The organism is Cryobacterium sp. MP_M3, assembly GCF_015752155.1.
Classification (GTDB): Bacteria; Actinomycetota; Actinomycetes; order Actinomycetales; family Microbacteriaceae; genus Cryobacterium.
On the sequence record NZ_JADOVI010000007.1, the window covers coordinates 40,419 to 65,397 of the forward strand.

At 67.3% G+C, this 24,979-nt stretch carries 23 protein-coding genes; 9 read left to right on the plus strand and 14 right to left on the minus strand.

The features are described from left to right. Positions 1 to 189 precede the first annotated feature (189 nt). From IWX89_RS09790 to IWX89_RS09800, 3 genes are read right to left on the minus strand one after another with little or no spacing between them, the layout of a single operon-like run. Positions 190 to 1,029 (minus strand): glycosyltransferase, encoded by an 840-nt coding sequence (locus IWX89_RS09790; protein ID WP_196903383.1) that lies wholly within the window; start codon positions 1,027 to 1,029, stop codon positions 190 to 192. Next, the gene (locus IWX89_RS09795; RefSeq protein ID WP_196903384.1) at positions 1,026 to 1,988 is read right to left on the minus strand and encodes a glycosyltransferase; all 963 of its coding nucleotides are present in this window, start codon (positions 1,986 to 1,988) and stop codon (positions 1,026 to 1,028) included. Before IWX89_RS09795 ends, IWX89_RS09790 begins: the two co-directional genes overlap by 4 nt. Continuing rightward, positions 1,985 to 4,213, minus strand: a complete 2,229-nt coding sequence (locus tag IWX89_RS09800; RefSeq protein ID WP_196903385.1) for a hypothetical protein — start codon at positions 4,211 to 4,213, stop codon at positions 1,985 to 1,987. The genes IWX89_RS09795 and IWX89_RS09800 overlap by 4 nt, the downstream gene beginning before the upstream one ends. A gap of 100 nt (positions 4,214 to 4,313) precedes the next feature. Between IWX89_RS09800 and IWX89_RS09805 the strand changes: the two genes are divergently transcribed. The 3 genes from IWX89_RS09805 to IWX89_RS09815 are packed head-to-tail and all read left to right on the plus strand — an operon-like array spanning position 4,314 to position 7,238. Next, positions 4,314 to 5,219, plus strand: a complete 906-nt coding sequence (locus IWX89_RS09805; RefSeq protein ID WP_196903386.1) for a glycosyltransferase family A protein — start codon at positions 4,314 to 4,316, stop codon at positions 5,217 to 5,219. A gap of 40 nt (positions 5,220 to 5,259) precedes the next feature. Continuing rightward, positions 5,260 to 6,276, plus strand: coding sequence for a glycosyltransferase (locus tag IWX89_RS09810; RefSeq protein ID WP_307836492.1), 1,017 nt, complete (start codon positions 5,260 to 5,262; stop codon positions 6,274 to 6,276). After that, the gene (locus IWX89_RS09815; RefSeq protein WP_196903387.1) at positions 6,273 to 7,238 is read left to right on the plus strand and encodes an NAD-dependent epimerase/dehydratase family protein; all 966 of its coding nucleotides are present in this window, start codon (positions 6,273 to 6,275) and stop codon (positions 7,236 to 7,238) included. Before IWX89_RS09810 ends, IWX89_RS09815 begins: the two co-directional genes overlap by 4 nt. A 52-nt stretch (positions 7,239 to 7,290) precedes the next feature. On the opposite strand, the gene rfbA is transcribed toward IWX89_RS09815, so the two are convergent. Beyond that, complete coding sequence (gene rfbA / locus IWX89_RS09820) at positions 7,291 to 8,157, minus strand: glucose-1-phosphate thymidylyltransferase RfbA (protein WP_196903388.1); 867 nt, start codon at positions 8,155 to 8,157, stop codon at positions 7,291 to 7,293. Between the two features lie 2 nt (positions 8,158 to 8,159). Further along, positions 8,160 to 8,768 carry a dTDP-4-dehydrorhamnose 3,5-epimerase family protein gene (locus IWX89_RS09825; RefSeq protein WP_196903389.1) on the minus strand — a complete coding sequence of 203 codons (609 nt, stop codon included), beginning with the start codon at positions 8,766 to 8,768 and terminating at the stop codon, positions 8,160 to 8,162. 70 nt (positions 8,769 to 8,838) lie between these two features. Here IWX89_RS09825 and rfbB point away from each other — a divergent pair, with 70 nt between their 5' ends. Then, on the plus strand, positions 8,839 to 9,825 hold the full coding sequence (gene rfbB, locus IWX89_RS09830; RefSeq protein WP_196903390.1) for a dTDP-glucose 4,6-dehydratase: 987 nt from the start codon (positions 8,839 to 8,841) through the stop codon (positions 9,823 to 9,825). Between the two features lie 2 nt (positions 9,826 to 9,827). Beyond that, positions 9,828 to 10,682: a dTDP-4-dehydrorhamnose reductase gene (gene rfbD, locus IWX89_RS09835; protein ID WP_196903391.1), complete on the plus strand. Its 855-nt coding sequence runs from the start codon at positions 9,828 to 9,830 to the stop codon at positions 10,680 to 10,682. A gap of 31 nt (positions 10,683 to 10,713) precedes the next feature. On the opposite strand, the gene IWX89_RS09840 is transcribed toward rfbD, so the two are convergent. Then, positions 10,714 to 12,957, minus strand: coding sequence for a cell wall-binding repeat-containing protein (locus IWX89_RS09840; protein WP_196903392.1), 2,244 nt, complete (start codon positions 12,955 to 12,957; stop codon positions 10,714 to 10,716). A 304-nt stretch (positions 12,958 to 13,261) separates the two neighbouring features. Between IWX89_RS09840 and IWX89_RS09845 the strand changes: the two genes are divergently transcribed. Further along, positions 13,262 to 14,407: a glycosyltransferase family 1 protein gene (locus IWX89_RS09845; RefSeq protein ID WP_196903393.1), complete on the plus strand. Its 1,146-nt coding sequence runs from the start codon at positions 13,262 to 13,264 to the stop codon at positions 14,405 to 14,407. Positions 14,408 to 14,434: 27 nt separating this feature from the next. Here IWX89_RS09845 and IWX89_RS09850 read toward each other — a convergent pair whose 3' ends face one another. The 3 genes from IWX89_RS09850 to IWX89_RS09860 all read right to left on the minus strand — a co-directional run bounded on the left by IWX89_RS09850 (position 14,435) and on the right by IWX89_RS09860 (position 17,483). After that, a complete protein-coding gene (locus tag IWX89_RS09850) occupies positions 14,435 to 15,742 on the minus strand; it encodes an LCP family protein (RefSeq protein WP_231383126.1) in 1,308 nt (435 codons plus the stop codon). Positions 15,743 to 15,792: 50 nt separating this feature from the next. Continuing rightward, a complete protein-coding gene (gene purE / locus IWX89_RS09855) occupies positions 15,793 to 16,260 on the minus strand; it encodes a 5-(carboxyamino)imidazole ribonucleotide mutase (RefSeq protein ID WP_134540946.1) in 468 nt (155 codons plus the stop codon). 86 nt (positions 16,261 to 16,346) lie between these two features. Beyond that, positions 16,347 to 17,483 (minus strand): 5-(carboxyamino)imidazole ribonucleotide synthase, encoded by a 1,137-nt coding sequence (locus IWX89_RS09860; RefSeq protein ID WP_196903395.1) that lies wholly within the window; start codon positions 17,481 to 17,483, stop codon positions 16,347 to 16,349. A gap of 156 nt (positions 17,484 to 17,639) precedes the next feature. On the opposite strand from IWX89_RS09860, the gene IWX89_RS09865 reads away from it, so the two are divergent. Continuing rightward, on the plus strand, positions 17,640 to 18,134 hold the full coding sequence (locus IWX89_RS09865) for a GtrA family protein (protein WP_231383127.1): 495 nt from the start codon (positions 17,640 to 17,642) through the stop codon (positions 18,132 to 18,134). Here IWX89_RS09865 and IWX89_RS09870 read toward each other — a convergent pair. Next, the gene (locus IWX89_RS09870) at positions 18,093 to 18,668 is read right to left on the minus strand and encodes a PH domain-containing protein (protein WP_196903397.1); all 576 of its coding nucleotides are present in this window, start codon (positions 18,666 to 18,668) and stop codon (positions 18,093 to 18,095) included. The two genes, IWX89_RS09865 and IWX89_RS09870, sit on opposite strands and share 42 nt — an antisense overlap. 7 nt (positions 18,669 to 18,675) lie before the next feature. Then, a complete protein-coding gene (locus IWX89_RS09875; RefSeq protein ID WP_196903398.1) occupies positions 18,676 to 19,515 on the minus strand; it encodes a biotin--[acetyl-CoA-carboxylase] ligase in 840 nt (279 codons plus the stop codon). 190 nt (positions 19,516 to 19,705) lie between these two features. Between IWX89_RS09875 and IWX89_RS09880 the strand changes: the two genes are divergently transcribed. Together IWX89_RS09880 and IWX89_RS09885 are read left to right on the plus strand one after the other, a co-directional pair. Then, positions 19,706 to 21,310, plus strand: coding sequence for an acyl-CoA carboxylase subunit beta (locus IWX89_RS09880; RefSeq protein WP_196903399.1), 1,605 nt, complete (start codon positions 19,706 to 19,708; stop codon positions 21,308 to 21,310). A gap of 8 nt (positions 21,311 to 21,318) precedes the next feature. Further along, positions 21,319 to 21,558: a hypothetical protein gene (locus tag IWX89_RS09885; RefSeq protein ID WP_196903400.1), complete on the plus strand. Its 240-nt coding sequence runs from the start codon at positions 21,319 to 21,321 to the stop codon at positions 21,556 to 21,558. 312 nt (positions 21,559 to 21,870) lie between these two features. On the opposite strand, the gene IWX89_RS09890 is transcribed toward IWX89_RS09885, so the two are convergent. Genes IWX89_RS09890 through IWX89_RS09900 form a run of 3 tightly spaced genes read right to left on the minus strand, consistent with a single transcriptional unit; the run spans position 21,871 to position 24,918 of the window. Continuing rightward, the gene (locus tag IWX89_RS09890; RefSeq protein ID WP_196903401.1) at positions 21,871 to 22,914 is read right to left on the minus strand and encodes a hypothetical protein; all 1,044 of its coding nucleotides are present in this window, start codon (positions 22,912 to 22,914) and stop codon (positions 21,871 to 21,873) included. Next, positions 22,911 to 24,251, minus strand: a complete 1,341-nt coding sequence (locus IWX89_RS09895) for a sensor histidine kinase (protein WP_196903402.1) — start codon at positions 24,249 to 24,251, stop codon at positions 22,911 to 22,913. The genes IWX89_RS09890 and IWX89_RS09895 overlap by 4 nt, the downstream gene beginning before the upstream one ends. Then, positions 24,238 to 24,918 carry a response regulator transcription factor gene (locus IWX89_RS09900; RefSeq protein ID WP_196903500.1) on the minus strand — a complete coding sequence of 227 codons (681 nt, stop codon included), beginning with the start codon at positions 24,916 to 24,918 and terminating at the stop codon, positions 24,238 to 24,240. The genes IWX89_RS09895 and IWX89_RS09900 overlap by 14 nt, the downstream gene beginning before the upstream one ends. Between the last annotated feature and the right edge of the window lie 61 nt (positions 24,919 to 24,979).

Here is a 24,979-nt window from a genome sequence, read left to right on the forward strand (position 1 = left end):
GTCTCTGGAGTGGTTCTGAGCACAGCGGCGCCTCGGCAATCTTGTCGGTGGGTGGTGAGAGGCAAACCACGCGAAAAGCCTGGCAAGCGTCAATTCTTCGCCCCCACAGCAATAACCACGCGTCTGCACGTGTTCGTATCATAGCGGGCGATGGTGCGGACGCCCCCCAACTCAACACGAATTCGCCGGTCAGTCGGGCTCATTTGCGTAATTCCGGACGATGAACCGGCGGTATGCCACCCGTCGGAGGGTCACCGGGACGAACCGATATCCGCCCCGAACGAGGACGTTGCGGGCGAACTGGCGGCGGGTGACGAATCCGTCCTCGAGCAGGCTGCGCTGGAGGGCGAGTTCACTGCGGAAGAGTCTCCAGCCGCCCCGCCGGCCGTAGGCTCCGGCATCGACGCGGTACATCACCAGGGGGTCGGGCAGGTTCGCCACCAGGGCTCCGGCCTGAATCATCCGAGCGAAGAGCCAGTAGTCCTCCATCATAGGCAGTTCTCGGTAGCCGCCCGCTTTGGCGACGACGGAGCGGCGGTACACCACGGTCGGGTGGTTGAACGGGTCGTGGAACCGGGCGCTGGTGGCGATATCGTCCGGATCCGTGGGTGGAATCCGTTTGCCGAGCACCCGCCCCGCCTCGTCGAATTCGAGCATTCCGGTGCCGACGAGGTCGAATCCGTTCTCGATCATGCCCAGTTGGTGTTCGAAGCGGGTGGGCAGTGAGATGTCGTCGGCGTCCATCCGGGCGACGACGTCATGGGCGCAGTGCCGCAGGCCGGTCTCGAGCGCGCGTGCGAGACCGACGTTCGCCGGCAAGCGCACATGGTTGACCGGCACCGGCGACGTATCGGCGGCCGCCGCGACGGCCGCCGCTAGCTCGGTGCCGATCGGGCCGTCCTGCACGATGACGACGTCGCTGGGGCGGCGCGTCTGCTCGGTGACCGTGCTGGTGAACGCTTTTGTGAAGTAGGCGGCCTTGTCTCCGGCATAGACGGGCAGGAGCAGGGAGAACTCGATGGCGGTCACGCTCGCGGGACCCCGGCTTCGCAGGCGGCGACATCGTCCGTCGCCTCCCCTAGCCCGGCCAACGCAATGGCGTTGGGTCGGGGCCGGGTGCGAAAGCCGTCACGGATTCCACGGCGAAGACCCGCCATGAGGACCGGACGGTTTGTGGAGGCACGGAAGGTTCGCGCCCAGCGGCGAAGACTCGATCCGGAGTAGAGCACCTTCTCAGCCGGGCTCAGCCCGCGGGAGCACCGGAGCAGCCAGATCTTGTTGCGCACCTCGTAGTAGAACCGCTCGCCAGGGTCAACGTCGGTGGCGCCGAGCTTGAGCGTCTTGTGCACGACAACACTGGATGGCACGAAGTACCCTCGGCTGCGCCGAAGGAGACGGGTTGAGAACTCGAAATCATCGTTCCAGATGAAGTAGTCCGCGATCGGCAGCCCGTGCTCGAGCACGGCCTCGGCGCGCACCAGCATGGACACGAAGGAGGAGCTGCGCACCGGCAGAGCCGCACTGTCCCCCGCCGCGGCGCGCTCGGCCGCACGGACGAACGGTTTGACTCGAGGTGTGTTCATCGGGTGGTCCCGGCCGTCGGTCCACACCACCCGGGACCCGGCGACGGTGACCTGATGGTCGTCGCCGACGCTGTGGAGCAGCGCCTCGAGGGCGGTGTTCGTCGGCACTGTGTCGTCGTCCATCAGCCAGACGAAGTCGGCCTTCTGCCGCACCACCGCACGGGCGGCACCGATCGCGAATCCGCCGGCACCGCCGGTGTTGCGCCACACGGAGACGAGGTCGGCGGTCGGGTAATGTTCGCGAACCAGCGCGGCGGTGTCATCGGTGGAGGCGTTGTCGACGACCACGACGGCCCCGACCTGCGTCGTTTGCTCTGCGAGCGCGTCGAGAACCTCGATCAGAAGATCCCGGCGATTGTAGGCGACAACGACGGCCACGGTGCGACCCATGGCGGCCGAGGTCATTCGGTCGCCTCGGTGGCCGCGTCCCGGCTCGCTCGAGCGATGCCGAACAAACGGCCCCTGCCCGGGCGCCGGCGACCGACCAGGCGGAGAATCGGCCAGCCGAGCAGGATGAGCAGCAGGACCGCGGCCGCGATCAGTTGGACGGGGTACCCGGGAGCGTAGAACGCCACCGTGACGGTCTTGCCGAGCTGGGCCGCATCGACATCGACACCCAGTAGGAAGGTGTCGACCGGCTCGGCCGACACCGCACCGCCGTCCACCTGATAACCAGGCCACGGGATGCGGCTGAGCGCCACCCGACCGCCGTCCGGGCCGACGGCGTCCACCCGGAACGACACCCCCATTGCATCCTCCCGCAGCACAGTGACCTTTGTGCCCTTTGACGTCCAGACCACGGATCCTGCCCCGGCGACGGGTTCGTCCCGCACAATCAGGCGGGTCTTCGCGGTGTCCTCGGCCACGTGCCAGCCGTCAGGGACGACCGACCAGTCCTTGGCGGGCACGATGCCCTTCACGGCCTGCACCGAACTGACTCCCATGAGGTCGGCGACGCTCTTGCCGGTTTCCGGCATCGTCGTGAAGAGCCGGGAATAGAGCCCCCCGCAGGTGGAGCCGTTGTACTGCATGCAGGTGAGCGAGTTGTACGGCGTGTAGTACACAGCGGAGTAGGCGTTCTGGACCCGTTCTCCCGTGACGTACCAGAGGTTTCCGACGAGCGTCTCGTTCCATGCGTCGGGCTTGTGCACGTCCTCAACCCCACCGACCACGATGACGTCACCCTCCGCGGACTCGAGCTGGGACTGGTAGTCGCTGACGTCGTTCGGCACCCCGTAATCGGGCAACGGGGACGCCGGCGAGGCGACATGCTGGGGCACCAGAAGGAGCACGGTGAGGACGATCGCCGCGCCGGCCACCGTCGCTACTCCCCGCCCGGCCAACCAGCCGGCCGACTCGCGGCCGAGCAGGGGCAGGGGCCGGTCACCCAGGATGCGATACGACACCCAGACGGCGATGAGGAGCACCACGGTGACGACAGCGAGTACCTTCACATACTGCGGACCGGAGCTGAAGGTCAGGCCGGCGCTGAGGAGCACCAACCCCCCAGCTGTGAGAAACCGGGCTCGGCTGAGCACTGCCGGGCGGGCATGGGAGAGCCCGACTGCCAGGAGCAGCAGCACGGCGAGCGTGAGATAGGGCATCATCCGAACGGGGAAGCGCAGAGGGCCGAAGTCGCTGGGCAGCAGCACCCCGACCAGAGCCGCTACAAGGACGATCCCGATACTCAAGCGGTGTCGAAGCAAAGCGCGCAATCGGGCGAGGTCGACGAAGGCGAGCAGCGGCAGGAACCAGGCGATGTAGAGCAGGGGCGCATACGGGAACTGCCCACTGAAGAACAGAATGCTCGGTGTGCCGACCGGGGTCGCGGACGAGAACAGCCCGCTCAGATTCACGGTCAGAAGGTCGGTGTTGACCACGCCGCTCGTTCGTCCGGTGACCGGGGCCGTCAACAGGCCCGGCAAGTGCACGATCACGGCGAAGCTGCCGGCCGCGGTGGCAAGCGCAAATGATCGCACGATGGCCGGCCGGTGCCGAGTGAGGACGGCCTCGACGATGAGGGCGCCCAGGCTGATCGCCAGGAAGATCGTGGCATGCGCATAGCCGATCCCGACCAGCCCGATGGCGGAGAGGGCGGGCAGGACAGGCGACTTCGCCTGAAGCACCGCTCGCCGGGCAAGAACCCAGGTCAACGGGAGGAAGCTCCAGGCCATCAGCCCATTTGCCCAGGACGGTGCATCCATGTACAGGGTGAAACCGGCCAGCGGTGCGGCAACTGCGACGAGGGCCGCCCAGGGGCGTTGCGCCCCGAAGTTGCGGGCGAGGGCGTAGACGCCGAGGGCGCCGAGCAGGAGGCACAGCAGTTTGATGATGGTGCTGAAGATGAGGGCGCTGGCGGCGAGGTGAGCGCCGATGCCGACCACCCAGAGGACCGGGCTCAGGATGCCCCAGGCCCCTTCGGCGAGATAGTTTCCTGATTGCCAAACTCTAGGGTTGATCAGCGACCAGTCAAGGTCGAGCACGCGCCGGCCGATCTCGTACCACTGCCCGAACGCCCCGGACTGGCTGTCATCCACGTAGTAGAAACCGGAGTCGAAGAACAGCGGGATCGACGCCCCCGCAAGGACCGCCGCCACTACGAGAATGGGCCACACGAATTTAGACTGCACTCAAAGATTATCCCTCACGGTGCCTTCACACCCGCACGAGGGGGGCAGCCGGTATCGTGGTGGGGTAGTTTCCCGCAACGAAACGAGCAAATACCTACAAATGAGTACAGACGCCCTGCCATCTGGCCACGCCCCCTCCACTCCGGACGAAACGCTCGTCTCCATCGTGATCCCCGCGTACAACAACGCGGATTATCTGGACGACACCATGAAGTCGGTGCTCAACCAGACCTACACCAACCTTGAAGTAATCGTGTCCGACCATGCGTCCACCGACGACACCTGGGCCGTGATGGCGCGCTACAGCGCTGACCCCCGTGTCACCCTGCTGCGCACCGAGGGTGGCGGCGGCGCGCTGCGCAACTGGAACCGGGTGAGCCAGGCGGCCACCGGCGAGCTAATCAAACTCGTCTGCGGCGACGACCTGCTCTATCCGACGATTGTGGCCCAGCAGGTGGCAGCCCTCGTCGCCGAGCCGGGAGCCGTGCTCGCTGCCTCCGCACGAGACATTGTCGACGCCAACGGCGTTCCGGTGCTCAAGAACCGGGGACTCGCCGGCCTGATCGGCGTGCACGACGGCACCGTCGCGGTTCGCAAGACGGTCACCCAGGGCGCCAACATCTTCGGTGAACCGGGATGCGTGATGATGCGCCGCAGCGTGCTGGAGAAGGTCGGATGGTGGGACTCGCGCTGGCCGTACCTGATCGACGAGACCTCGTATTCGCTCGTGCTCCTCGAAGGAAAGTTCGTCGGTGTTCCAGGCAGCCTGGCCGGCTTCCGTATCTCTGATAGCCAATGGAGCGTGCGCCTAGTAGCCGAGCAGGCCACCCAGGCGATGGGTTTCCACAACTGGATGGCCGAGACCCGCCCCGATGTCGTGTCACGCACCGACCGGCTGGTCGGTAACACACGCGCCCGGGTGATGGCGCAAGTTCGCCGGCTCGCCTACCTCTGGCTCGGCCGCCGCATGTCGAAGGCGGTGAAGCCGCGTGCCGCAGGCGTCTGAGCCGTCCGGCGAAAGTGGCCGTGTGATAGGTTCTGAACCCGTGACACTCCCCTTCGCAGAACCCGGCGTCGCCGACCACAACATCTCAATCGTCATCCCCGTCTACCAGGGAGAACGCACTCTCTCCGGCGTGCTCGACGAGATCGAGCCATTGACCAGGGTGACCACCAGCCCGGACGGATACAGGTTCCAAGTGGAGGAAGTGCTGCTGGTATTCGACCACGGCCCGGACGATTCGGCTGCGATCATCCGCGACCTGACCACCCACTTTCCCTTCGCCCGCGGCATCTGGCTGAGCAAGAACTTCGGCCAGCACGCCGCGACCCTGGCCGGAATGGCATCCTCCGGGGGTGACTGGATCGTCACCCTCGATGAGGATGGTCAGCACGACCCCCGCGCGATCGGCGGGATGCTTGACACGGCCATGCGCGAGCAGGCGAGCGTTGTCTACGCCAAACCCACCAACCCTGCCCCGCACGGCGTCCTGCGCAACGGGGCGTCCAAAGCGGCCAAGTACCTGCTCACCAAGCTGTCCGGAACCGGTGCCGCAGCCGACTACCAGAGCTACCGGCTTCTGCTCGGCAACATCGGCCGGAGCGTCGCAGCCTACGCCGGCTCAGGCGTCTACCTCGATGTGGCCATCGGCTGGGTCGCCGCGAAGGTCACGACCTCTCCGGTTGAACTGCGCGAGGAAGGCGAGCGCAGCTCCGGCTATTCCGCCCGCCGGCTGTTCTCCCACTTCTGGAGCATGATCCTAACCACCGGGACCCGGGGCCTGCGCATCGTCAGCGGTCTCGGCGTGGTCTTCGCGTTGATCGGCGTCGTCTTCGCGGTCGTCATCTTCATCCAGCGCCTCACCGGTGACATCGCCATCCAGGGCTGGGCCTCTCTCAGCGTGCTCGTGCTGCTTAGCGCCGGGTTTATCCTGTTCTCCCTTGGCATCATCGCGGAGTACATCGGCATCAACGTGAACATGGCAATGGGCAAGCCCCCGTACCTGATCACCACCGACCCGGCGGATGGGCCTCTCGGGCGGACGCGCAAAGCCGACCGGTGACCACATACGCCTGGGTGATCGGAGCCCGCGGCCTGCTCGGCGGCGCGACGACGGCGGCGATCGATCGACGACCTGACTGGGTTCTACTGAATGCCGAGCCGTTGCCGTGGTTGGACGACGACGCCCTCGCTGCCGCTGCCGCCGCGCACGCCGGCCGGTTAATGGACCACGCGGGCGGGGCAGCGACCTGGGCCGTCGTCTGGCTGGCCGGGAACGCGGTCACGTCGACTCCTCCTCCGGCGATAGCACGGGAATTGCACCAGCTGGGGCTTGTGCTTGACGCGGTCGGCGCAGCTGCCACCGTACGCGGCTGTGGCGCCACCGGCGCGGTCTTCTATTCCTCCTCCGCGGGCGGAGTGTACGGCGGCTCGGCGCGGCCCCCGTTCAACGAGCAGAGCACCCCGGTCCCCATCTCGAACTACGGTTCATTCAAACTCGATGCTGAAGCTAGCCTGTTCGAATTCTCTCGCGTCACGGGCGTCTCGGTTCTCGCCGGCCGGATCGCAAACCTGTACGGGCCGGGCCAGAAACTCGGCAAAATGCAGGGACTGATCTCGCACCTTGCCAAGGCGCAGTTCTCCCCCAAGCCGGCGTCGATCTTCGTGCCGCTGGAAACCATGCGTGACTACATTTTCGTGCGTGATTGCGCCGAACTGGTCATCGATTGCCTTGGACGTCTGCTCACGGTAACGGCGAGAGAGGGACGCACCGCGATCGTCAAAAACCTCGCCTCCGGCCAGGCCGTGACGATCAGCAATCTGCTGGGACACATCCGCAGCCTGGCCAAGGGCAGGCCGAACGTCATGCTCGGCTACTCAGCGGAGGCGTCCATGCAGGGCCTCGACCTGCGGATCACGTCGACCGTATGGCCCGACCTGGACCGGCGCCAGCTGACCAGCCTGCCGGCCGGGATCAAGGCAACCATGGACGACGTGCTCGCGCACATCCAGTCCGGCGGATAGCCCGACGGCGGCTCGTGAGGACCGGCTGCCGGTCACGAGCGGGGCGAAGGGGTCAGTCCGACTTGAGCAGACCGGACAAGTACACACCGTAGCCGCTCTTAACCAGCGGGGCGGCCAGCTCGGCGAGCTTTGCGCTGTCAATCCAGCCGGCGCGCCATGCGATCTCCTCGATGCAGCCGATCTTGTGGCCCTGACGGTCCTCAATGACCTTGACGTACTCCGAAGCCTGCATCATCGACTCGAAGGTGCCGGTGTCCAGCCAGGCTGTCCCGCGGTCGAGCACCTGGACGTGCAGGTTCCCCTGTTCGAGGTAGCGCTCATTGATGGTGCTGATCTCCAGCTCACCGCGTGCACTCGGCTGGATCGTCTTGGCGATTGCGACGACGGTGTTGTCGTAGAAATAGAGCCCAGGGACGGCGTAATTGCTCTTGGGGGCGGTCGGCTTCTCTTCGATCGACACGGCAGTGAAATCCTCGTCGAACTCGACGACGCCGTAGGCGGTCGGGTTGCTGACGTGGTAGGCGAAGATGCTGGCGCCTTCGATGCCGGCGTTGCCGCGGAGAGCGGAGCCGAGCCCGGCACCGTGGAAGATATTGTCGCCGAGCACCAGGGCGACGCTTTCATCACCAATGAAGTCCTCGCCGATGATGAAGGCCTGCGCGAGGCCGTCTGGAGACGGCTGGATCGCATACTCGATGCGGATGCCGAGGGCCGATCCGTCGCCCAGGAGAGCACGGAATTGATCGTTGTACTCCGGTGTCGTAATGATCAGAACTTCCTTGATCCCGGCCATCATCAGCGTGGACAAGGGGTAGTAGATCATCGGTTTGTCGTAGATCGGCATCAACTGCTTGGAAATGCCCTTGGTGATCGGCCAGAGCCGAGAGCCGGATCCACCGGCCAGAATGATTCCGCGCATGGTTAGTTCGTCTCCTTCAGGGATTCGTAGAGGGCGCGGGCGGCCGGCCAGGTCGGCAGCAGTCCGCTGGCGGCTGCGGCGGACAACCCGGGTGCGTCCGTGTCTTTCGTGGAGAGCAGCGGGGCGCCTGCCTCGGGAGGGAAGACCAGGCCGACCTCAGGATCAAGCGGGTTGATGCCGTGCTCGTGACCGGGGTTGAACGTCGATGAGACCAGGTAGCTCACGGTGGCGTTCTCGGTCAGCGCGACAAAGGCATGACCCAGACCCTCCGACAAGTACACGGCCCGACGGTCGATGTCGTCGAGGAGGACGGTGTCCCACTTCCCGAAGGTCGGGGAGCCGACTCGAATGTCGATGACATAGTCGAGGACAGCGCCATGGGTGGCGGTGACGTACTTGGCCTGTCCCGGCGGGATGTCAGCGAAATGGATGCCGCGCACAACACCGCGCCTGGACACGGACGTGTTCGCCTGCCTCAGGTCGAGGGGATGACCGACGACCTCGGCGAGCTTGTCGAATCGGTACCACTCGAAGAACACGCCGCGGTCATCCCCGAAAAGTTTCGGGGTGATCTCGTAGGCATCGGGGATGGAAAGCTCGCGAATCAGCACTTCGAGAGTCTACCAAGGAGGCGGCAGGCTAGAATCGCGGGGCACCCTTGAGAGAAATGGCATTCATTTTATGAAGATCCTCGTCACCGGCGGCGCCGGCTTTATCGGCTCGAATTTCGTTCGCCGCACCCTTGAAGACGCCTACCCGGGCCTCGAAGGCGCCGAAGTGGTCGTGCTCGATGCGCTCACCTATTCGGGAAATCTCGAGAACCTGGCTCCCATTGCAGAGAGCCCCCGTTATTCGTTCGTGCACGGCGACATCCGCGACGCCGCCCTGCTCGACACATTGTTCCCGTCGCTCGACGCCGTCGTGCACTTCGCCGCCGAGTCCCACGTGGACCGCTCGGTGCGCGACGCCTCGATCTTCGTCGAGACCAACGTGCTCGGCACCCAGCAGCTGCTCGACGCGGCCCTGCGCCACGACCTCCAGCGCTTCGTGCACGTCTCGACCGACGAGGTCTACGGCTCCATCGCCGAGGGTTCATGGGATGAAGAACGCGCGCTCGAGCCCAACTCGCCGTACTCGGCGTCCAAGGCCGGCAGTGACCTGCTCGCCCGCAGCTATCACCGGACGCACGGGCTGAACATCTCCATCACCCGCTGCTCGAACAACTACGGCCCGTACCACTTCCCCGAGAAGGTCATCCCGCTGTTCGTCACGAACCTGATCGACGACAAGCATGTTCCCCTCTACGGAGAGGGCAACAACATCCGTGACTGGCTGCACGTGGACGACCACACCCGCGCCATCGCCATGGTGCTCGTCGGCGGTCGCGCCGGTGAAATCTACAACATCGGCGGCGGCACCGAATTGACCAACCTCGAGCTGACGCAGCTGTTGCTGGATGCCACCGGCAAGGACTGGTCCTACGTCGACCGAGTCGCCGACCGGCTCGGCCACGACCTGCGCTACTCGGTCGACATCGGCAAGATCCAGGCCGAGCTCGGTTACGCCCCGCTGGTCCCCTTCGAACAGGGCCTCGCCGACGTCGTGCAGTGGTACCGGGACAACCGCGACTGGTGGGAGCCGCTCAAAGCACGCGCGGAGCTGAACTAGCAGTGACCCGCTACCTCATCGCGGGCGCCTACGGAATGCTCGGCCGCGACCTCCAAACCGCTCTGCTGGGTCGAGACGTGACCGCACTGGACCGGGATTCCCTGGACATCACCGACCTCGCCGCCGTCCTGGCCGCGGCCGACGGGTACGACGTCATCGTCAATGCGGCGGCGTACACCAGGGTCGACGAGGCGGAAACGCAGGAGGATACGGCGTATGCGGTGAATGCCGTCGGCGCCCGCAACCTGGCCGCGGCGGCAGCACGGCATTCCGCCCGGCTCGTCCAGGTCTCCACCGATTATGTGTTCAACGGCAACGCAACCGAGCCGTATCGGGAGGAAGCCCCGCTCGACCCGATTTCGGCTTACGGTCGCACCAAGGCCGCCGGCGAACGTTTCGTTCTGGCGGAGAACCCGGCCGCAAGCTACATCGTGCGAACCGCCTGGCTCTACGGCGAGCACGGTCCGAATTTTCCCAAGACGATGCTTCGACTGGCCGGTTCCCACCCGACGGTGGGCGTCGTCAACGACCAGTTCGGCCAGCCGACCTGGACCGCTGACCTGGCCCGGCAGATCGTGATCCTGCTCGACTCGGATGCCCCGGCCGGCATCTACCATGGCACCAGTAGCGGTGAAACGAGCTGGTTCGACTTCGCCAAAGCTGTTTTCTCCGACGCAGGACTCGATCCCGCGCGAGTGACGCCGACGGACAGTTCGCAGTTCATCCGCCCGGCGCCGCGGCCCTCGTATTCGGTGCTGGGCCACGACGCCTGGCGTGCCGCCGGGCTCAGCCCGATCCGCGACTGGCGGGAGGCACTTGCCGAGGCGAGCAGCCGGGGAGTCTTCGACCCCGCCTGAACACAGGACGCGGCACCGGCGCGGCCCGGCTTCAGGGTATGAACGAGAGAAGCTGCTGGGCCACGCCGGCGCCGATCGCGCTTTCACTGCCGAGGACAACAATCCGCCCCGGCCGCAACCGCACCAACTCCGCCGCGATCGACGCCGGCACCTCGGTCGGAGACACCAGCAACACCGGCGCACCAGCGGCACCGGCGACCGGAGCCGCCGACAACGCATCCGGGAAATTCATCCCGCTCGCCACGTAGACCACCGACGCACCCGGAGCGAAACTCGCCGCCGACACGGCCGCACTCGTCGCAAACCGGTCCACCCCCGCCACACGACTGACCGTCCCCGCCGTGTATCCACGAAGCGCCACCACAACACCGGCACCGATCGCGCTCTCACTGCCGAGGACAACAATCCGCCCCGGCCGCAACCGCACCAACTCCGCCGCGATCGACGCCGGCACCTCGGTCGGAGACACCAGCAACACCGGCGCACCAGCGGCACCGGCGACCGGAGCCGCCGACAACGCATCCGGGAAATTCATCCCGCTCGCCACGTAGACCACCGACGCACCCGGAGCGAAACTCGCCGCCGACACGGCCGCACTCGTCGCAAACCGGTCCACCCCCGCCACACGACTGACCGTCCCCGCCGTGTATCCGCGAAGCGCCACCACAACACCGGCACCGATCGCGCTCTCACTGCCGAGGACAACAATCCGCCCCGGCCGCAACCGCACCAACTCGGCCGCGATCGACGCCGGCACCTCGGTCGGAGACACCAGCAACACCGGCGCACCAGCGGCACCGGCGACCGGAGCCGCCGACAACGCATCCGGGAAATTCATCCCGCTCGCCACGTAGACCACCGACGCACCCGGAGCGAAACTCGCCGCCGACACGGCCGCACTCGTCGCAAACCGGTCCACCCCCGCCACCCGCGTGACCGGCATGGTCGGGGACAGCGTGACGGAGACGGAGGCCGCACCGCCCACGACGGAGTTCACCTTGACTCTGAGCCCACCAGACCGCGTCGACAAGCTCTGGCCCGCCGTGAGGTATTCCTTGTGCCCGTCGTGGGTGGTGGCGTCGGGGCTGAGGAGCACGACCGAACTGCCGTTCCCGCGAAGGGTCAACACCCGTACCCCCGGCGCCGTGCCGTAGGACGCGAGCAAGCCCGACTCGTAGAGCGACTGCGAATCCATCCCGCCGCCTCCTCGGAAATCGACGAAATAGGTTTGACCCGTCACGGGGTCGACCATGCGCAGCGCGCGCAGACCGGACGGGGACCCGGCAGAGGCCATGGTCACATCGATGTGCTGGGCCGCCGCTCCGACCGGAGGCGGGATGACTTGCATTTCTCCATCGCCGACCGCGCCGAGCAGCGACTTGTGGGTGATGTTGAGGGCCGTCGGCCGGGCATTCGCGATCAGCGTGCCGTTGTAGTTGACCGACCACGCCGCACCCATGATGTCGTAGTAGTCGCCGTAGGCGTGGTCTGCGCAGCCGTCCGAGTATGACCCGGTACCCGGATCAACGTTGCCCTCCGGCACTGCCGCGTCGGGGCAGTAGTGGGAGTTCGAGTGACCGAGACCAAGGTTGTGGCCGAACTCGTGGGCGATGATGTCCAGGTCGTTCACCCCGCCAACCGAAGCCCAGATCGCGCCCCCGTTTGCTCCGCTGACGGGCGCGGCGGCGCTGCCGACGCTGCCCAGGCCTGTGCCGCCGCAATCCGCCGGGACGAGCACGAGCAGGTGCCTCGATGCCGCCGAGACGTAGCTCTGCACACCGTCCGGGTGGCCGAAGGCCTGCCCGGCTTCGGTCCACGCCTGCTGTTGCTGCGCGCACGTGAATGCGCTGGCGTAGCGCTTGATCGTGGCGCCGGCTGTCACTGACACGACCTGGTTGTTCGACTGCTGCTTCCAGTAGTCGCCGGTCTGCGTCACCAGCGCCCGCACCCGCGCGTCGTCTTCGGGCGCGGTCCAGCCTGTCGACCCGGACGGCACGATCACGGCGACATCCACGACGTGGCTGCTCTGGGCCAGCCCGGCGGCCGGAAGGTCAGGCTGATTCTGGGGCTGTCGAAGCTGGGGGGTACGGGGCGAGCCGAGGATGTCGGCCGGGCTGACCATGTCATCGTTCAGGAGGTCCGTGGCGGGCGGGTCCAGACCGGTCAGGGGGCTCGACCCGCTGGCGGCGGCCGCCGGTCCGGGGTGCAACATGGCGACCATCAGTACGGTGGCGAGGAGCACCGAGCCGTTGGGTCGAGTCCATCGACGCTGCATCGTAACCCGCTTTCGTGCCGGCGGGCACGGTTACCCCCGGCTATGTATAGCAGGATCCGGCCATGGTCGGCAGTACCCCCTTCGGGCTCAGACCCGGTCCTGCCGAAGGCGCGCACGGGTAAGTCGAGGGCGCAACCTTCGAGGCCGTAAAGTGTAGTGGTGCGATCACACCGGCTGAGAGCACCATGCCCGTTCGCCACTCTCAACTGAGGCGCCGGGCAATTGCAGGCCAGGGTGACTCGTCGTTGTCGCCGTCGTTACCGGGTTCTCGCCGCCGAGACCGACCAGAGAACAATGGAGAAGGATGACCACGTTGCGGGTAATTGTCGATCAGATGATTGCACCGGTGCCGGGGGGCATCGGCCGGTATACGGAGGAACTCACCCGTGCGCTCATCGCCACCGCCCCGGTGGACTGCGATGTGGAGGGAATTGTCTCAGCGTCGTCGCCGGAACAGTGCGCACGGATCGAGGCTGCCCTTCCCGGCTTGTCCGGCCTCCACCGCACAGCGCTGGGCCGACGTGAACTCGCCGCCGCCTGGCAGCTCGGAGTGACGATCTCTCCCGGGCCTGGCATGATTCACGCCCCCGGCCTCCTGGCTCCGCTCCGGCGTCACAATCGGAACAACGACGACACCCAGGTGGCCGTCACGGTCCACGACGCACTCGCCTGGACTCATCCCGAGGCGCTGACCCCGGCGACGGTCGCATGGACCAAAGCAATGATGAAGAGGGCAAAACGGTATGCGGACGCGATCGTGGTGCCGAGCCACGCCGTCGCCGGTCAGCTCGCGGAAATCGTCGACCTGGGCGATCGAGTACGGGTCATCGGCAGCGCCGTCGGAAGCGGTCTGCGTCTCCCGTCGAACTCGTCGGCGACGGAGGTCGTCGCGACCAACCTGGCCCTGCCGCCCGAGTTCCTCGTCACCGTGGGGTCCCTCGAGCCACGTCGCGGCATCACCGCGCTGGTCACCGCCCTGGGGATGCCGGCCGCGCCCGACCTTCCGCTGATCGTCGTCGGACCCGATTCCTGGGGCGAGCTCGACCTTGCCTCGGTGGCCGACGAGGCCGGTCTGGAACCGGGCCGGGTCCGGTCGATGATCGGGCTGACCGACGAAGAACTCGCGGTCGTGATTTCGCGCGCGTCCGCACTCGTCTACCCGACTCTTGAGGAAGGTTTCGCCCTCCCGATCATCCAGGCCTTCCACTTGGGGACTCCGGTGGTGCACTCCGACGCTGCGGCGCTGCTGGAGGCCGCCGGTGACGCCGGGCTGACCGTGGAGCGTCTGGACGCCGCCGGCTACCCTGAGCGTCTCGCGGAGGCCATTTCCCGCGTTCTCGGCGACAGTGCGCTGTCGGCTCGGCTGAGGATCGCCGGCGGCGACCGGGCGCGCGCTTTCACCTGGCGGGATTCCGCCGAACGGGTGTGGCAGCTCCACGCCGACCTCTAGCAGACCGCGAAGGCCGGGAGGGAAGCGTTACGGCGCGGGTGTCGCCGAAGGTGGCGGCGCGAGGGCCGCATCGATCAGGGCCCGGATGTTGCCGTAGTCGGGGTCCTGGGGGTCCACATTGTTCGCGGGCACCAGTTCGACAGCGCCGATCGGCAACGCTTTGGTCTTTGAGGCAAGGTTGACGAAGTATCCCAGCATTCCCTGGGGAATGTCCGTTTTCACCACCTCGCTCCCGGCCTTCGCCACCGCCTGGAACTTCGTCAGGACGTTCGCGGGGTTGAACTGTTTGAGGATCGCTTCCTGGAGCACACGCTGCCGGGACATCCGGTCGTAGTCGCTGGTGCCGTGTCGTGCGCGGCCGTACCAGAGAGCGGTATAGCCGTTCATGTGCTGTTGACCCGGTTCGACCCAGCCGTCGACATTGTTGAACTCTTCGTCCCCGCCGATCGGGAGCCGTTCCGCCACGTTGATGTCGACGCCGCCGAGCGCGTCGATGAGGTCGGAGAATCCCTGCATGTCGATCAAGACGTAGTACTGGATGCTCAGCCCGGTGATTCCCTGGGCGGCGTCGCGCATGCCCTCGATGCCGGGCTCGCTTCCCTGCTTGATCGCATTGGGGTACATCTCCGGACTCTTCAGCTCCACCTCGGTGTAGATCGAGTTCAGCATGCAGACGTCGACCTCACAGCCGTCGATGACGCCATACCCCTCCGGATACAGGTCAGCGAGCGGGCCGCGCGAGAAGGGCACGTTCTCCAGGTCGCGCGGCAGGCCGATGATCTCGGCCTTGCCGCTCGCGGCGTCGATGCTGACCACCGAGATGCTGTCGGGGCGGAGGCCGTCACGGTCGGGGCCGGCATCGCCGCCGAGCAGCATGATGTTGTACCGGCCGTCGACCGGGGGTTCGGTGGGCCCCGCGACGAAGACGGAGGAGAGGAAGTCACTGGCCGTGGTGGCGACATAGGCGCCGTAGCCGGCGGTTCCGACGACGCCGACCATGAGCACCGTCGCGAACCCGGCGATCAGCGGGCGGGCCTTCGGGCCCGCCTTGACCAGGCGCACCAGACGCAGTGTGTCCATGGTCAGGATGAACCAGACCACGGCGTAGAACACGAGCAGAGCGGCAGCGACCCAGAGCCCGATGGTGTTCGTCAGGGCGGTGAGGATCACCTCGGGCCAGAGCAGGTAGACCGCACCCGCCACGACGGCGAGGAAGAGCAGGGTGAACGTGGCCCGGAGACCGAACCGACCGAGGCGCCGGCTGCCGGCCAGCACCTGCACGGAGCCGGGCAGCACGAAATTGAGCAGGACGAGCCACCAGGCTCGCTTGGTCATGACCCGTTCTGAGCCGACATTCGGGTGCCGGATCGGGCTGCTTGCACTCGTCATAGTTTCGCTTGGAGGTCCGAGTTCTTCTTCTCCACCTGCGCGGCGAGCATCTCGGCGTAGCCTTCGAGCTTCACCCGCAGGGAGTCGTCGGCAGTCGCCAGGATCTTCACGGCGATCAGGCCCGCATTGCGCGCGCCGCCGATCGACACGGTTGCGACCGGGACGCCGGCCGGCATCTGCACGATCGACAGCAGAGAGTCCAGCCCGTCGAGCCTGCCGAGGGGAACGGGCACGCCGACGACGGGAAGGGTGGTCACCGCGGCGAGCATGCCGGGCAGGTGAGCGGCACCGCCGGCTCCGGCGATGATCACCCGGAGACCTCGCTCGTGCGCGCTCTTGCCGTAGGCGATCATCTTCTCCGGCGTGCGGTGAGCGGAGACCACCTGCACCTCGCAGGGCACCCCGAAGTCGCGCAGCAACTGCGCGGCGTCACTCATCACCGGCCAGTCGGAATCCGATCCCATGACCACGCCGACAAGCGGGGTCACGGCGATCTCCGACTGGGCGGGCTGGGGCACGGAGTTCTCTGGCACGCAGTCGATCTTATGGGTCAGTCCTGAAAAACCGCCGCAGTGGCTCGCGCCTCGTACACGACCGCGTCCAGATCCGGCCCACCGACGGTCACGTGGCCGACCTTCCGGCCGGGCCGCGGGGCCTTGCCGTAGTTGTGCACCTTCGCCGACGGATGCTCCGCGAGAGCCGCGGGGTAACGGTCGGACAGGCTCCCCTCCAACGGTCCCCCGATGATGTTCACCATGACCGACCACGGGTCCCGGTTCGTGGTCGCACCGAGCGGCAGGTCGAGCACCGCGCGGAGGTGCTGCTCGAACTGACTCGTCGTCGACCCTTCGATCGACCAGTGGCCGCTGTTGTGCGGGCGCATCGCCAGCTCGTTGATCAGGAGGCGCCCGTCCGTCGTCTCGAACAGTTCGACGGCGAGCATCCCGGTCACGCCGATCCCGTCGGCGACCCTCACCGCGATCTCGGCGGCGAGCTCGGCGAGCCGACCCTCGGACAGCGGTGCGGGCGCGATCACCTCCGCGCACACCCCGTCCTTCTGCACGGTTTCGACGACGGGCCAGACCGCGATCTCACCGGACGGTCGCCTCGCCACCTGCTGGGCCAGCTCGCGGCGGAAGTCGACGAGTTCCTCGACCAGTAATGCGCCGTCATTGCCGTCTTCGGCGAGGGCGGTGAACCAGTCGTCGGCGTCGTGTTCGTGCGAGACGAGCCGCACGCCCTTGCCGTCGTAGCCGCCGCGGGCGGTCTTGACGACCGCGCGCCCGCCGTGCCCGGCGAGGAAGACGCCCAGTTCGGCGGAGTCCTCCACCCGCGCCCAGTCTGGCACCGGCAGTCCCAGCTCGGTCAGGCGTTCGCGCATCAGCAGCTTGTCCTGCGCGTAGAGGAGCGCGTCGGGACCCGGGTGCACGGCCACGCCCCGCGCCACGAGTTCGCGGAGGATCTCCTGCGGAACATGCTCGTGGTCGAAGGTGACCACGTCGACGGTCTCGGCGAAGGCGAGCACGACATCCCGGTCGCGGTAGTCGCCGACCGCGAACGCGGCCAGCGCGGCCGACATCCCCTCGTTCTCGGCCAGCACCCGGATGCCGATGCCGAGATTGACCGCTGCCGGGATCATCATCCTGGCCAGCTGGCCGCCGCCGATAACGCCGACAGTCGTATTCATCTATTCACCAATTCCTGTGCGAGCGTTCATTCTTCGGTGCGGCTTCTCTCAGGCTGGGGGCTGGGCTGCGCCGTAGACTGCGAATCCTGCCCTCCTATCTTCACCCATCGAGCGGACGGACGCATGCCGGCAAAAACGACGAATCCAGCACGACTGATGACCTTCCTGGTCCAGGTCGGCAAGTTCGGCGCGGTCGGACTCGTCGGCTTCGCCGTAGACGTGACGGTCTTCAATCTGCTCCGCACGACCGTGTTCGACCCACACCTGGTGCAGGCCGGACCGATCTACGCCAAGGTCATCTCGACCATCCTGGCGATCTTCGCCAACTGGGTCGGCAACCGGTACTGGACCTTCGGCAAGAACCGGCAGGAGCAGACCCTGCGCGAGGGAATCGAGTTCTTCGCCGTCAGCTTCGTCGGCATGGGCATCGGCCTCGCCTGCCTGTGGCTGAGCCACTACGTCCTCGGCCACACGAGTGTCGTCGCCGACAACATCTCCTCGAACGTGATCGGCCTGCTGCTCGGCGCGATCTTCCGCTTCGTGCTCTACCGGTACTGGGTCTTCGCCCCGCACCGCCGCACCCCGGCGCCCGCGCCGGTCACCGGCAGCCTAACGACGGTGCCACACGGGCGGCTGGTCAGCGAGCGCTGACTGCGCGGTGGTCAGGTCCGTCGAACCCCTCCTCGACCCGATCAGGGTCTGAGACTGCTCCATCAGGTCGTGCAGCACCTGCTGCACCAGGTCGGCGTTCGGCACGTCCTTGAGGACGAGCGGATGCTCCGCGCCCGCGTTGATGAGCACGTCGCCTGACCCGCTCAGCGACTGCAACCAGGTCTTGCGCACGGTGACGTCGTAGCCGCGGCTGTGCAGCAGTTCCTGGCGGGTGCGCACGAAGAAGCCCCGGCGGAAGATGATCCGCCGGGTGGTGATCGTGTAGCGCCGGTTCAGCCAGGTTGCCAGTGGCAACAGCCAGAGCAGGACGACCGCGGCGAGGGCCCCGGCGGCCAGTGCTGTGTTCTGCCACGGCTCCGGCATGGAGCCGTAAAAATACCCCGTGGCGCCGAAGACCGCGACGAGCAGGACGGTCGGCCAGAACAGCACCCGGGCATGCGGCCGGAGCCCGGCGACGACGCGCTCGACCGAGGTCGGCGCCTCACCCTGTCCGTTCACCGCTGCGTTCGTCATACCCTCATTAATACCTCAGATGGGTCACATCGCCGGCGGCGACAGCCTGCAGCTCCCCGTTTGCCTGGTCCTCGACGATGAGGCGACCATCCCGGTCGAGGTCGATGGCGACGCCGACCAGGTCGTCGCCACCGGGCAGCTGCACGCGCACCGGGGCCCCGAGCGTGCCGCAGACGTCCCGCACGGCCGCGAGCAGTCCGCTCCGCACCGGGTCGCCCCCGGCGGCGAGGAAGGCTCCGGTGAGACCGCGCAGCTCGGTCAGGTACCGGGCGAGCACGGCGTCGGGGTCGGGAGCCGAGCCGGTGACCAGCATCAGGGAGGTGGACGTGAGCGTGGGCAGGTCGTGCTCGTCCAGGGACACGTTGAGGCCGGTGCCGATGACGAGGCCCCTGGCGTCGGGGAGCAGTTCCGACAGGATGCCGGACACCTTGTAGCCGTCGATCAGCACGTCGTTCGGCCACTTCAGGGTCACCTCGTGCACCGGGCGTCCTTCGTCGGGTTCGGGGCCGACCGTCAGGCCCGCGTCGACCACCTCGCGCACGGCGCGGGTCATCGCGGTGCCCGCGAGGAGCGGGAACCAGCCGAAGTGGTCGACCGGGAGCGGCGCCCCAGCGTGCACCGGGCGGAGCAGCACGGAGATGGCCAGGGACTTGCCCGTGGGGGCCAGCCAGGTGCGCCCCAGCCGGCCGCGTCCCCGGGTCTGGTTGTCGGTGACGACCACCGACAGGTCGGGCCAGGCCGCGGCATCCGCCCCCGTCGCGTGGGCGACCAGCACATCGTTGGTCGAACCGGCCTCGGCCAGGTACTCGAACCGTGCCCCGGCATCCCGGCTGAGCGGAAACTCCATGCGAACCTCTTCCCGTGCGTAACTCCTGCAATTCTCCCGAATCCGGCCAGAATTGGCCATTTCGGCGGTTCTCGGGCCGGATTGCAGGAGTTTTGCCACGGGGAGAGAGCGGAACCAACCAGCGAACCTGCCCATCTTTGTAGAGATTCGTCAACGGTCGGGGACAACCGTTGGCCGGTAGAGTGAACCGGTGACTGAGAACTCGCCCCTCGCGGGCCCCGACCTGTACACGACGGCTGGAAAGCTCGCCGACCTCAAGGTGCGATATCACGAAGCCGTGACCGCCAGCGGAGAGGCGGCGATCGAGAAGCAGCACGCCAAAGGCAAGATGACGGCCCGGGAACGGATCGACCTGCTGCTCGACCAGGGTTCCTTCGTCGAACTCGACGAATTCGTGCGGCACCGCACGCACGCCTTCGGCATGGAGAAGAAGCGGCCGTACGGCGACGCTGTCGTCACCGGCACCGGCACAATCCACGGGCGCCAGGTCTGCGTCTACTCGCAGGACTTCACCATCTTCGGCGGTTCGCTCGGCGAGGTGGCCGGCGAGAAGATCATCAAGGTGATGGACCTCGCCCTGAAAACCGGCGTGCCGATCATCGGCATCCTGGACTCCGGCGGAGCCCGCATCCAGGAGGGTGTCGTGGCGCTCGGCAAGTACGGCGAGATCTTCCGCCGCAACACGGCCGCGTCCGGCGTCATCCCCCAGATCTCGATCATCTGCGGCCCGGCGGCCGGCGGCGCCGTCTACTCCCCCGCCCTGACCGACTTTGTGATCATGGTCGACAAGACCAGCCAGATGTTCGTCACCGGTCCCGACGTGATCAAGACCGTCACCGGCGAAGACGTCGGCATGGAGGAACTCGGCGGCGCGCTCACCCACAACACGATCTCCGGGGTGGCGCACTACCTGGCCAGCGACGAACCAGACGCGCTCGACTACGCCCGCACCCTGCTCAGCTTCCTGCCGGACAACAACCTGGCCGAACTGCCCGTCTTCGACAGCGACATCGAGCTGGAGACGACGGATGCCGACATGAAGCTGAACACGATCATCCCCGACTCCCCCAACCAGCCCTACGACGTCAAGACCGTGATCGAGCACATCGTCGACCACGGCGACTTCCTGGAGACGCAGCCGCTGTTCGCCCCGAACATCGTCGTCGGATTCGCCCGGGTCGAGGGCCGTTCGATCGGCATCGTCGCCAACCAGCCCAGCGCCATGGCCGGCACGCTCAATATCCCGGCCGGCGAGAAGGCCGCCCGGTTCGTGCGCTTCTGCGACGCGTTCTCGATCCCGATCCTCACGCTCGTCGACGTGCCCGGTTTCCTGCCGGGCACCGACCAGGAGTGGACCGGCATCATCCGTCGCGGCGCCAAGCTGCTCTACGCCTACGCCGAGGCAACCGTCCCGCTCGTCACGGTGATCCTGCGCAAGGCCTACGGCGGCGCCTACATCGTGATGGGCTCCAAGCAGCTCGGCGCGGACATCAACCTCGCCTGGCCGACCGCGGAGATCGCCGTGATGGGCGGCCAGGGCGCCGTGAACATCCTCTACCGGTCTGAGATCAAGAAGGCGGAGGCCGCCGATGAGGATGTCGCGGCCGTGCGCACCCGGCTGGCCAACGAGTACACCTACAACGTCGCCAGCCCGTTCCTCGCGGCCGAGCGCGGCGAGCTGGACGGCATCATCGAGCCGGCGGCGACCAGGGTCGCGATCACGAAGGCCCTGCGCGCGCTGCGCACCAAACGAGCCAGCCTGCCGCCCAAGAAGCACGGGAACATCCCGCTGTAGGCGGTGCCATGACCGACTCCACGACACCCATCCCAGACCCGGCCGAGGAACTCCTCTTCCTCACCCGGGGAGTCACCCCCACCGAGGCGGCCGCCGTGTCCGCCGTGCTCCGCGGCCTGCTCCGCGAGGAGACGGACAACCTGCGACGGGCTCCCGAGGGCAGCCAGAGCGCCTGGCAGGTCAGCCAGCGGGCCATCAGGCCGGCCGTGCGCGCCGGACAGGGCCAGTGGCGGGGCTTCTCGGCCTGACCGGGCACTCCCCCCGAAAGGCCGGTCCCCCTAAATGCCGACTTTTCTATTCGACCCGGTTCGATGACTATAGGTATTGCTAGGTGTCGCTCACAGAGTTACACCACCAAAATTCGTCGACTAGGGTAAGCAGGCGGATTTTGGCGGCGAGTCAGGGTGACATTCGGGTTGTCGCCCTGGCACGAAAGTCGGAAGGGGACCAGCCTCACGGTTGGTCCCCTTTCGCATGTCCGGGCGGCGTGATTTCGACAAGCTCAATCACCGGGACAAGCTCACTCAGTGGGACAAGCTCACTCACCGGGGGCGAAGCCGTCAGCGGGCCGCCGAGGTTTCGGCCGGCATCGGGCTGCGCGGGATCTCAAGCCACAGGTCGACCTCGGGCTCCGGGGATTCCTGGCCGAGCGCGCTGAGCCGGGCGTCGGCGCTGCTGAGGCCGACGACGGTCACGGCCGTCGCCGAACCGTCGCCGGCCGTCCGCGCGATGATCGAGTCAGCGGTGGTCCCGCCGATCGCGGCCGCGAGCGTGTTGAGCACGGTCTCCAGTTCCGGGCCGCGGAGGTCGTCGATGCCGCCTTCATCGAGCAGGGTCACGATCGCCCCGCCCCGTCTCGCCGCCATGACCTGTTCACGGACCGCCTCGTTGAGCAGCTTGCGCCCGCGGATCTCGTCCCGCACGGCGGCCTCGAGGTAGCGGCATTCCTGTCTCTCCTCGGCGTCCAGCACACCGCCCCTGGCGATGATCCGGCGCAGCATCGGCGCCGCGAGGCGGATGGTCTGCGCGAGCCGGACCTGACGCTCGTAGAGGTGCGCCTCCTGCGCCGCCTGCCAGTCGGTGGCTTCGCGTTCGGCCAGAGCGTACTGCCGGGCGTCCCGTCCGGCCTTGGCGAGGGCACGAGCCAGGATGACCGCGACGGCCACCCAGACGGCACTGCCGATCACGCCCATCGAGCCGAGCGCGGCCGGCCCGGCCCAGACGATGGTGTGCACGATCAGTGCCGCGGCGCCGATCCAGGCGAGCGCGGGGCGGCGGCGGGTGGCCGTGATCGTCATCAGGGTGCCGACGGCCGCGACGTACCAGGTGGCGTAGCCGTTGTCTGCCGCGCCGTCGAGCTGGCTGCCGACGAGCAGAGGCATGGCCACGCAGACGGCCACGTTGAAGAAGGCGAGCCAGAGCGGCATCCGCATCGGGCTCCTGGGCCACAGGCTCAGCGCTGTCGCCAGGATGTAGGCGGCGATCGCGAGGATGGCCGGGCCGGGAGTGCGCGGCTGGTTGAGCGAGTAGATGCCGAGCACAACGTGGTAAGTCGAGAACAGTGCGGCGAGGGAGAGCACGAGGCCGCGGGGCACGGTGATCATGCGGGTGCCACCTCGCCCTCGGGCGGCCAGTCGATGGTGATGGTGGTCCCCCGGCCGATCTCGGAGCTAATCCGCACCGAACCGCCGGCGCTGGCGACCCGTTCCTGGATCGAGAGCCGAAGGCCCAGCCGTTCGCTCGGCACCTGCTCCGGGTCGAAGCCGACGCCGGTGTCGGCGATTTCGATGGTGCAGCCACCCTGGGCGTTCGCTCGCATGGTGAGGGTTCGACCCGGTTCGACGATGCCGTCGCCCGCGTGCTGGACGCTGTTCACCATCGCCTGCACGCTCGCCGCAAACAGGGCGTCGCTGGCGTGCACGGGGAGGCTGAGCGTGTCGATCTCGCATTCGACGAAGGTGAAGGGCGCTGCGAGCTTGTCGGCGGCGTCCCGGATCCGCACGGTGAGGGCGTTGAACGGTATCAGGCTGTCGTCCCCGGCCGGGACCATGGCCGCGTCGTTCAGCCGGGTGAGCGCGTCGGAGGCCATCCCCGAGGCCAGCTGCGCCGCCTTGGGACTGCCCGCAGCCGCCGCCGCGAGGAAGGTGGCGAGCACGCTGTCGTGCACGATCGAATCGACCTGAACCCGCTCTACCTCCGTGGCGTGCTGCCTCACTGCCGTCGCGTACTGGTGCAGGGCATTGGTCTGGGCGGCATCCACCGCGGCCGCCGTCTGGCGCAGCATGAAGATGATGATCAGGATGACCTGGCCAAGAATCGTCGCGTAGACGGCGTCGAGGGAGGCGAGGAGCGCATCGGCTCCTCCGCCGGACGGCTGGGTGCGCACGATGCCGTAGACGATCGGGGCGAGGAAGGTGTAGGTCGCCGCCCACACCAGCGGGAATGACACTGCGGCGCAGGACGTCGCCACGGTGCACATGTACCAGAGCCACGGTTTGCCGTCGAGCACGGCCGAGGGGTCGAGCATCAGGAAGGGCCAGCCGAGGAGTGCGGCCAGATAGACCACGGCTACCGTGCCGGTGGTCAGCCGCACGCCCACCTTGGTGACAGCAGCGATCACCACGGCGCCGATGCCCACGGCCAGGGCAAGGGGCATGGCGACGGCCATGATCGGCAGGCGCAGAGGCACCTGCGCGAGCATGATCGGGAGGGCCTGGAGGGAGAAGATCACGCTGACCCCGGCGACGGAGCGGGACACGACCGTTTCGATCCGGGTACGACTGATCGGGTTGCGGGGCTGGGTGGGCCCGGCGATGAGGTCGGAGTCCAGGCCCAGGGGCGTCTGGGCGTCGACGGCGCCCCTCGTGTTCGTGTCCTGGGTGCCGCGCTCCGCCCGGGAAAGCCGGAGCGGCAGTGCGGCCGCGGACTCAGCCGCGGCCATCCCCGCCGTCCTGGTCCAGCCCAGGAAGGATGCCGTCTTCGACCGCACGACGCAACAGGTCGACCTTCGTCGGCGCCGGCCGGCCCACCTCGACGTACTTCACCCGGATCCGGTCGAGGTATTCCCGCGCGGTCGAATGGGCGATGCCGAGCTGCATCGCAACCATCTTGAGCGGCAGTCCGGACGCGTACAGGTGGAGCACGTCCCGCTCGCGGCGGCCCAGCTGGGCCTTGGCGAAATCGCGGTCGGCGTCGATCGCGGTCGCCCATTCCAGGTTGTTGAGCACGTCGCCGTGGGCGACGGATGCGACGGCCGCCATCACGGTCGTCGTCGGCGAGGACTTGGGGATCACTCCGGCGGCGCCGGCGGCGAGCGCCTCCCTGACCAGGGCGACCCGGTCGGCGATGCTGTGCACCAGCACCGACGCACCGGTGCTCTGCGCGTTGTGCACGTTGTCTGTGACGAGCGAACCGTCGCCGAGCGACAGGTCGAGCACGATGACGTCGACGGCGCGGCCGGCGATGCCGTCCACGAGGGCCTGCACCGTGGGCGCCGCGAAGACCACGTCGTAGCCGGCGTTCTCACAGGCCGCCTTGATGCCGAGCCTGACCGACTCATGGTCATCGGCGATGCCGACCCGCACCGGATGGTCGAGGGTCGTGCGCACGCCGGCATCCTCGCCGGCCGGTGATTCCAACGGTGCAATCGGGTCTGTCACGGGGGTCTAC

Coding starts and splice junctions, on each gene's coding strand:
- IWX89_RS09795 (WP_196903384.1), bottom strand. CDS start 1,988: ATGACCTCGGCCGCCATGGGTCGCACCGTGGCCGTCGTTGTCGCCTAC.
- IWX89_RS09890 (WP_196903401.1), bottom strand. CDS start 22,914: ATGATCACCGTGCCCCGCGGCCTCGTGCTCTCCCTCGCCGCACTGTTC.
- rfbB (WP_196903390.1), top strand. CDS start 8,839: ATGAAGATCCTCGTCACCGGCGGCGCCGGCTTTATCGGCTCGAATTTC.
- IWX89_RS09840 (WP_196903392.1), bottom strand. CDS start 12,957: ATGCAGCGTCGATGGACTCGACCCAACGGCTCGGTGCTCCTCGCCACC.
- purE (WP_134540946.1), bottom strand. CDS start 16,260: ATGGGATCGGATTCCGACTGGCCGGTGATGAGTGACGCCGCGCAGTTG.
- IWX89_RS09845 (WP_196903393.1), top strand. CDS start 13,262: ATGACCACGTTGCGGGTAATTGTCGATCAGATGATTGCACCGGTGCCG.
- IWX89_RS09870 (WP_196903397.1), bottom strand. CDS start 18,668: ATGACGAACGCAGCGGTGAACGGACAGGGTGAGGCGCCGACCTCGGTC.
- IWX89_RS09850 (WP_231383126.1), bottom strand. CDS start 15,742: ATGACCAAGCGAGCCTGGTGGCTCGTCCTGCTCAATTTCGTGCTGCCC.
- IWX89_RS09860 (WP_196903395.1), bottom strand. CDS start 17,483: ATGAATACGACTGTCGGCGTTATCGGCGGCGGCCAGCTGGCCAGGATG.
- IWX89_RS09805 (WP_196903386.1), top strand. CDS start 4,314: ATGAGTACAGACGCCCTGCCATCTGGCCACGCCCCCTCCACTCCGGAC.
- IWX89_RS09885 (WP_196903400.1), top strand. CDS start 21,319: ATGACCGACTCCACGACACCCATCCCAGACCCGGCCGAGGAACTCCTC.
- IWX89_RS09875 (WP_196903398.1), bottom strand. CDS start 19,515: ATGGAGTTTCCGCTCAGCCGGGATGCCGGGGCACGGTTCGAGTACCTG.
- IWX89_RS09895 (WP_196903402.1), bottom strand. CDS start 24,251: ATGGCCGCGGCTGAGTCCGCGGCCGCACTGCCGCTCCGGCTTTCCCGG.
- rfbA (WP_196903388.1), bottom strand. CDS start 8,157: ATGCGCGGAATCATTCTGGCCGGTGGATCCGGCTCTCGGCTCTGGCCG.
- IWX89_RS09865 (WP_231383127.1), top strand. CDS start 17,640: ATGACCTTCCTGGTCCAGGTCGGCAAGTTCGGCGCGGTCGGACTCGTC.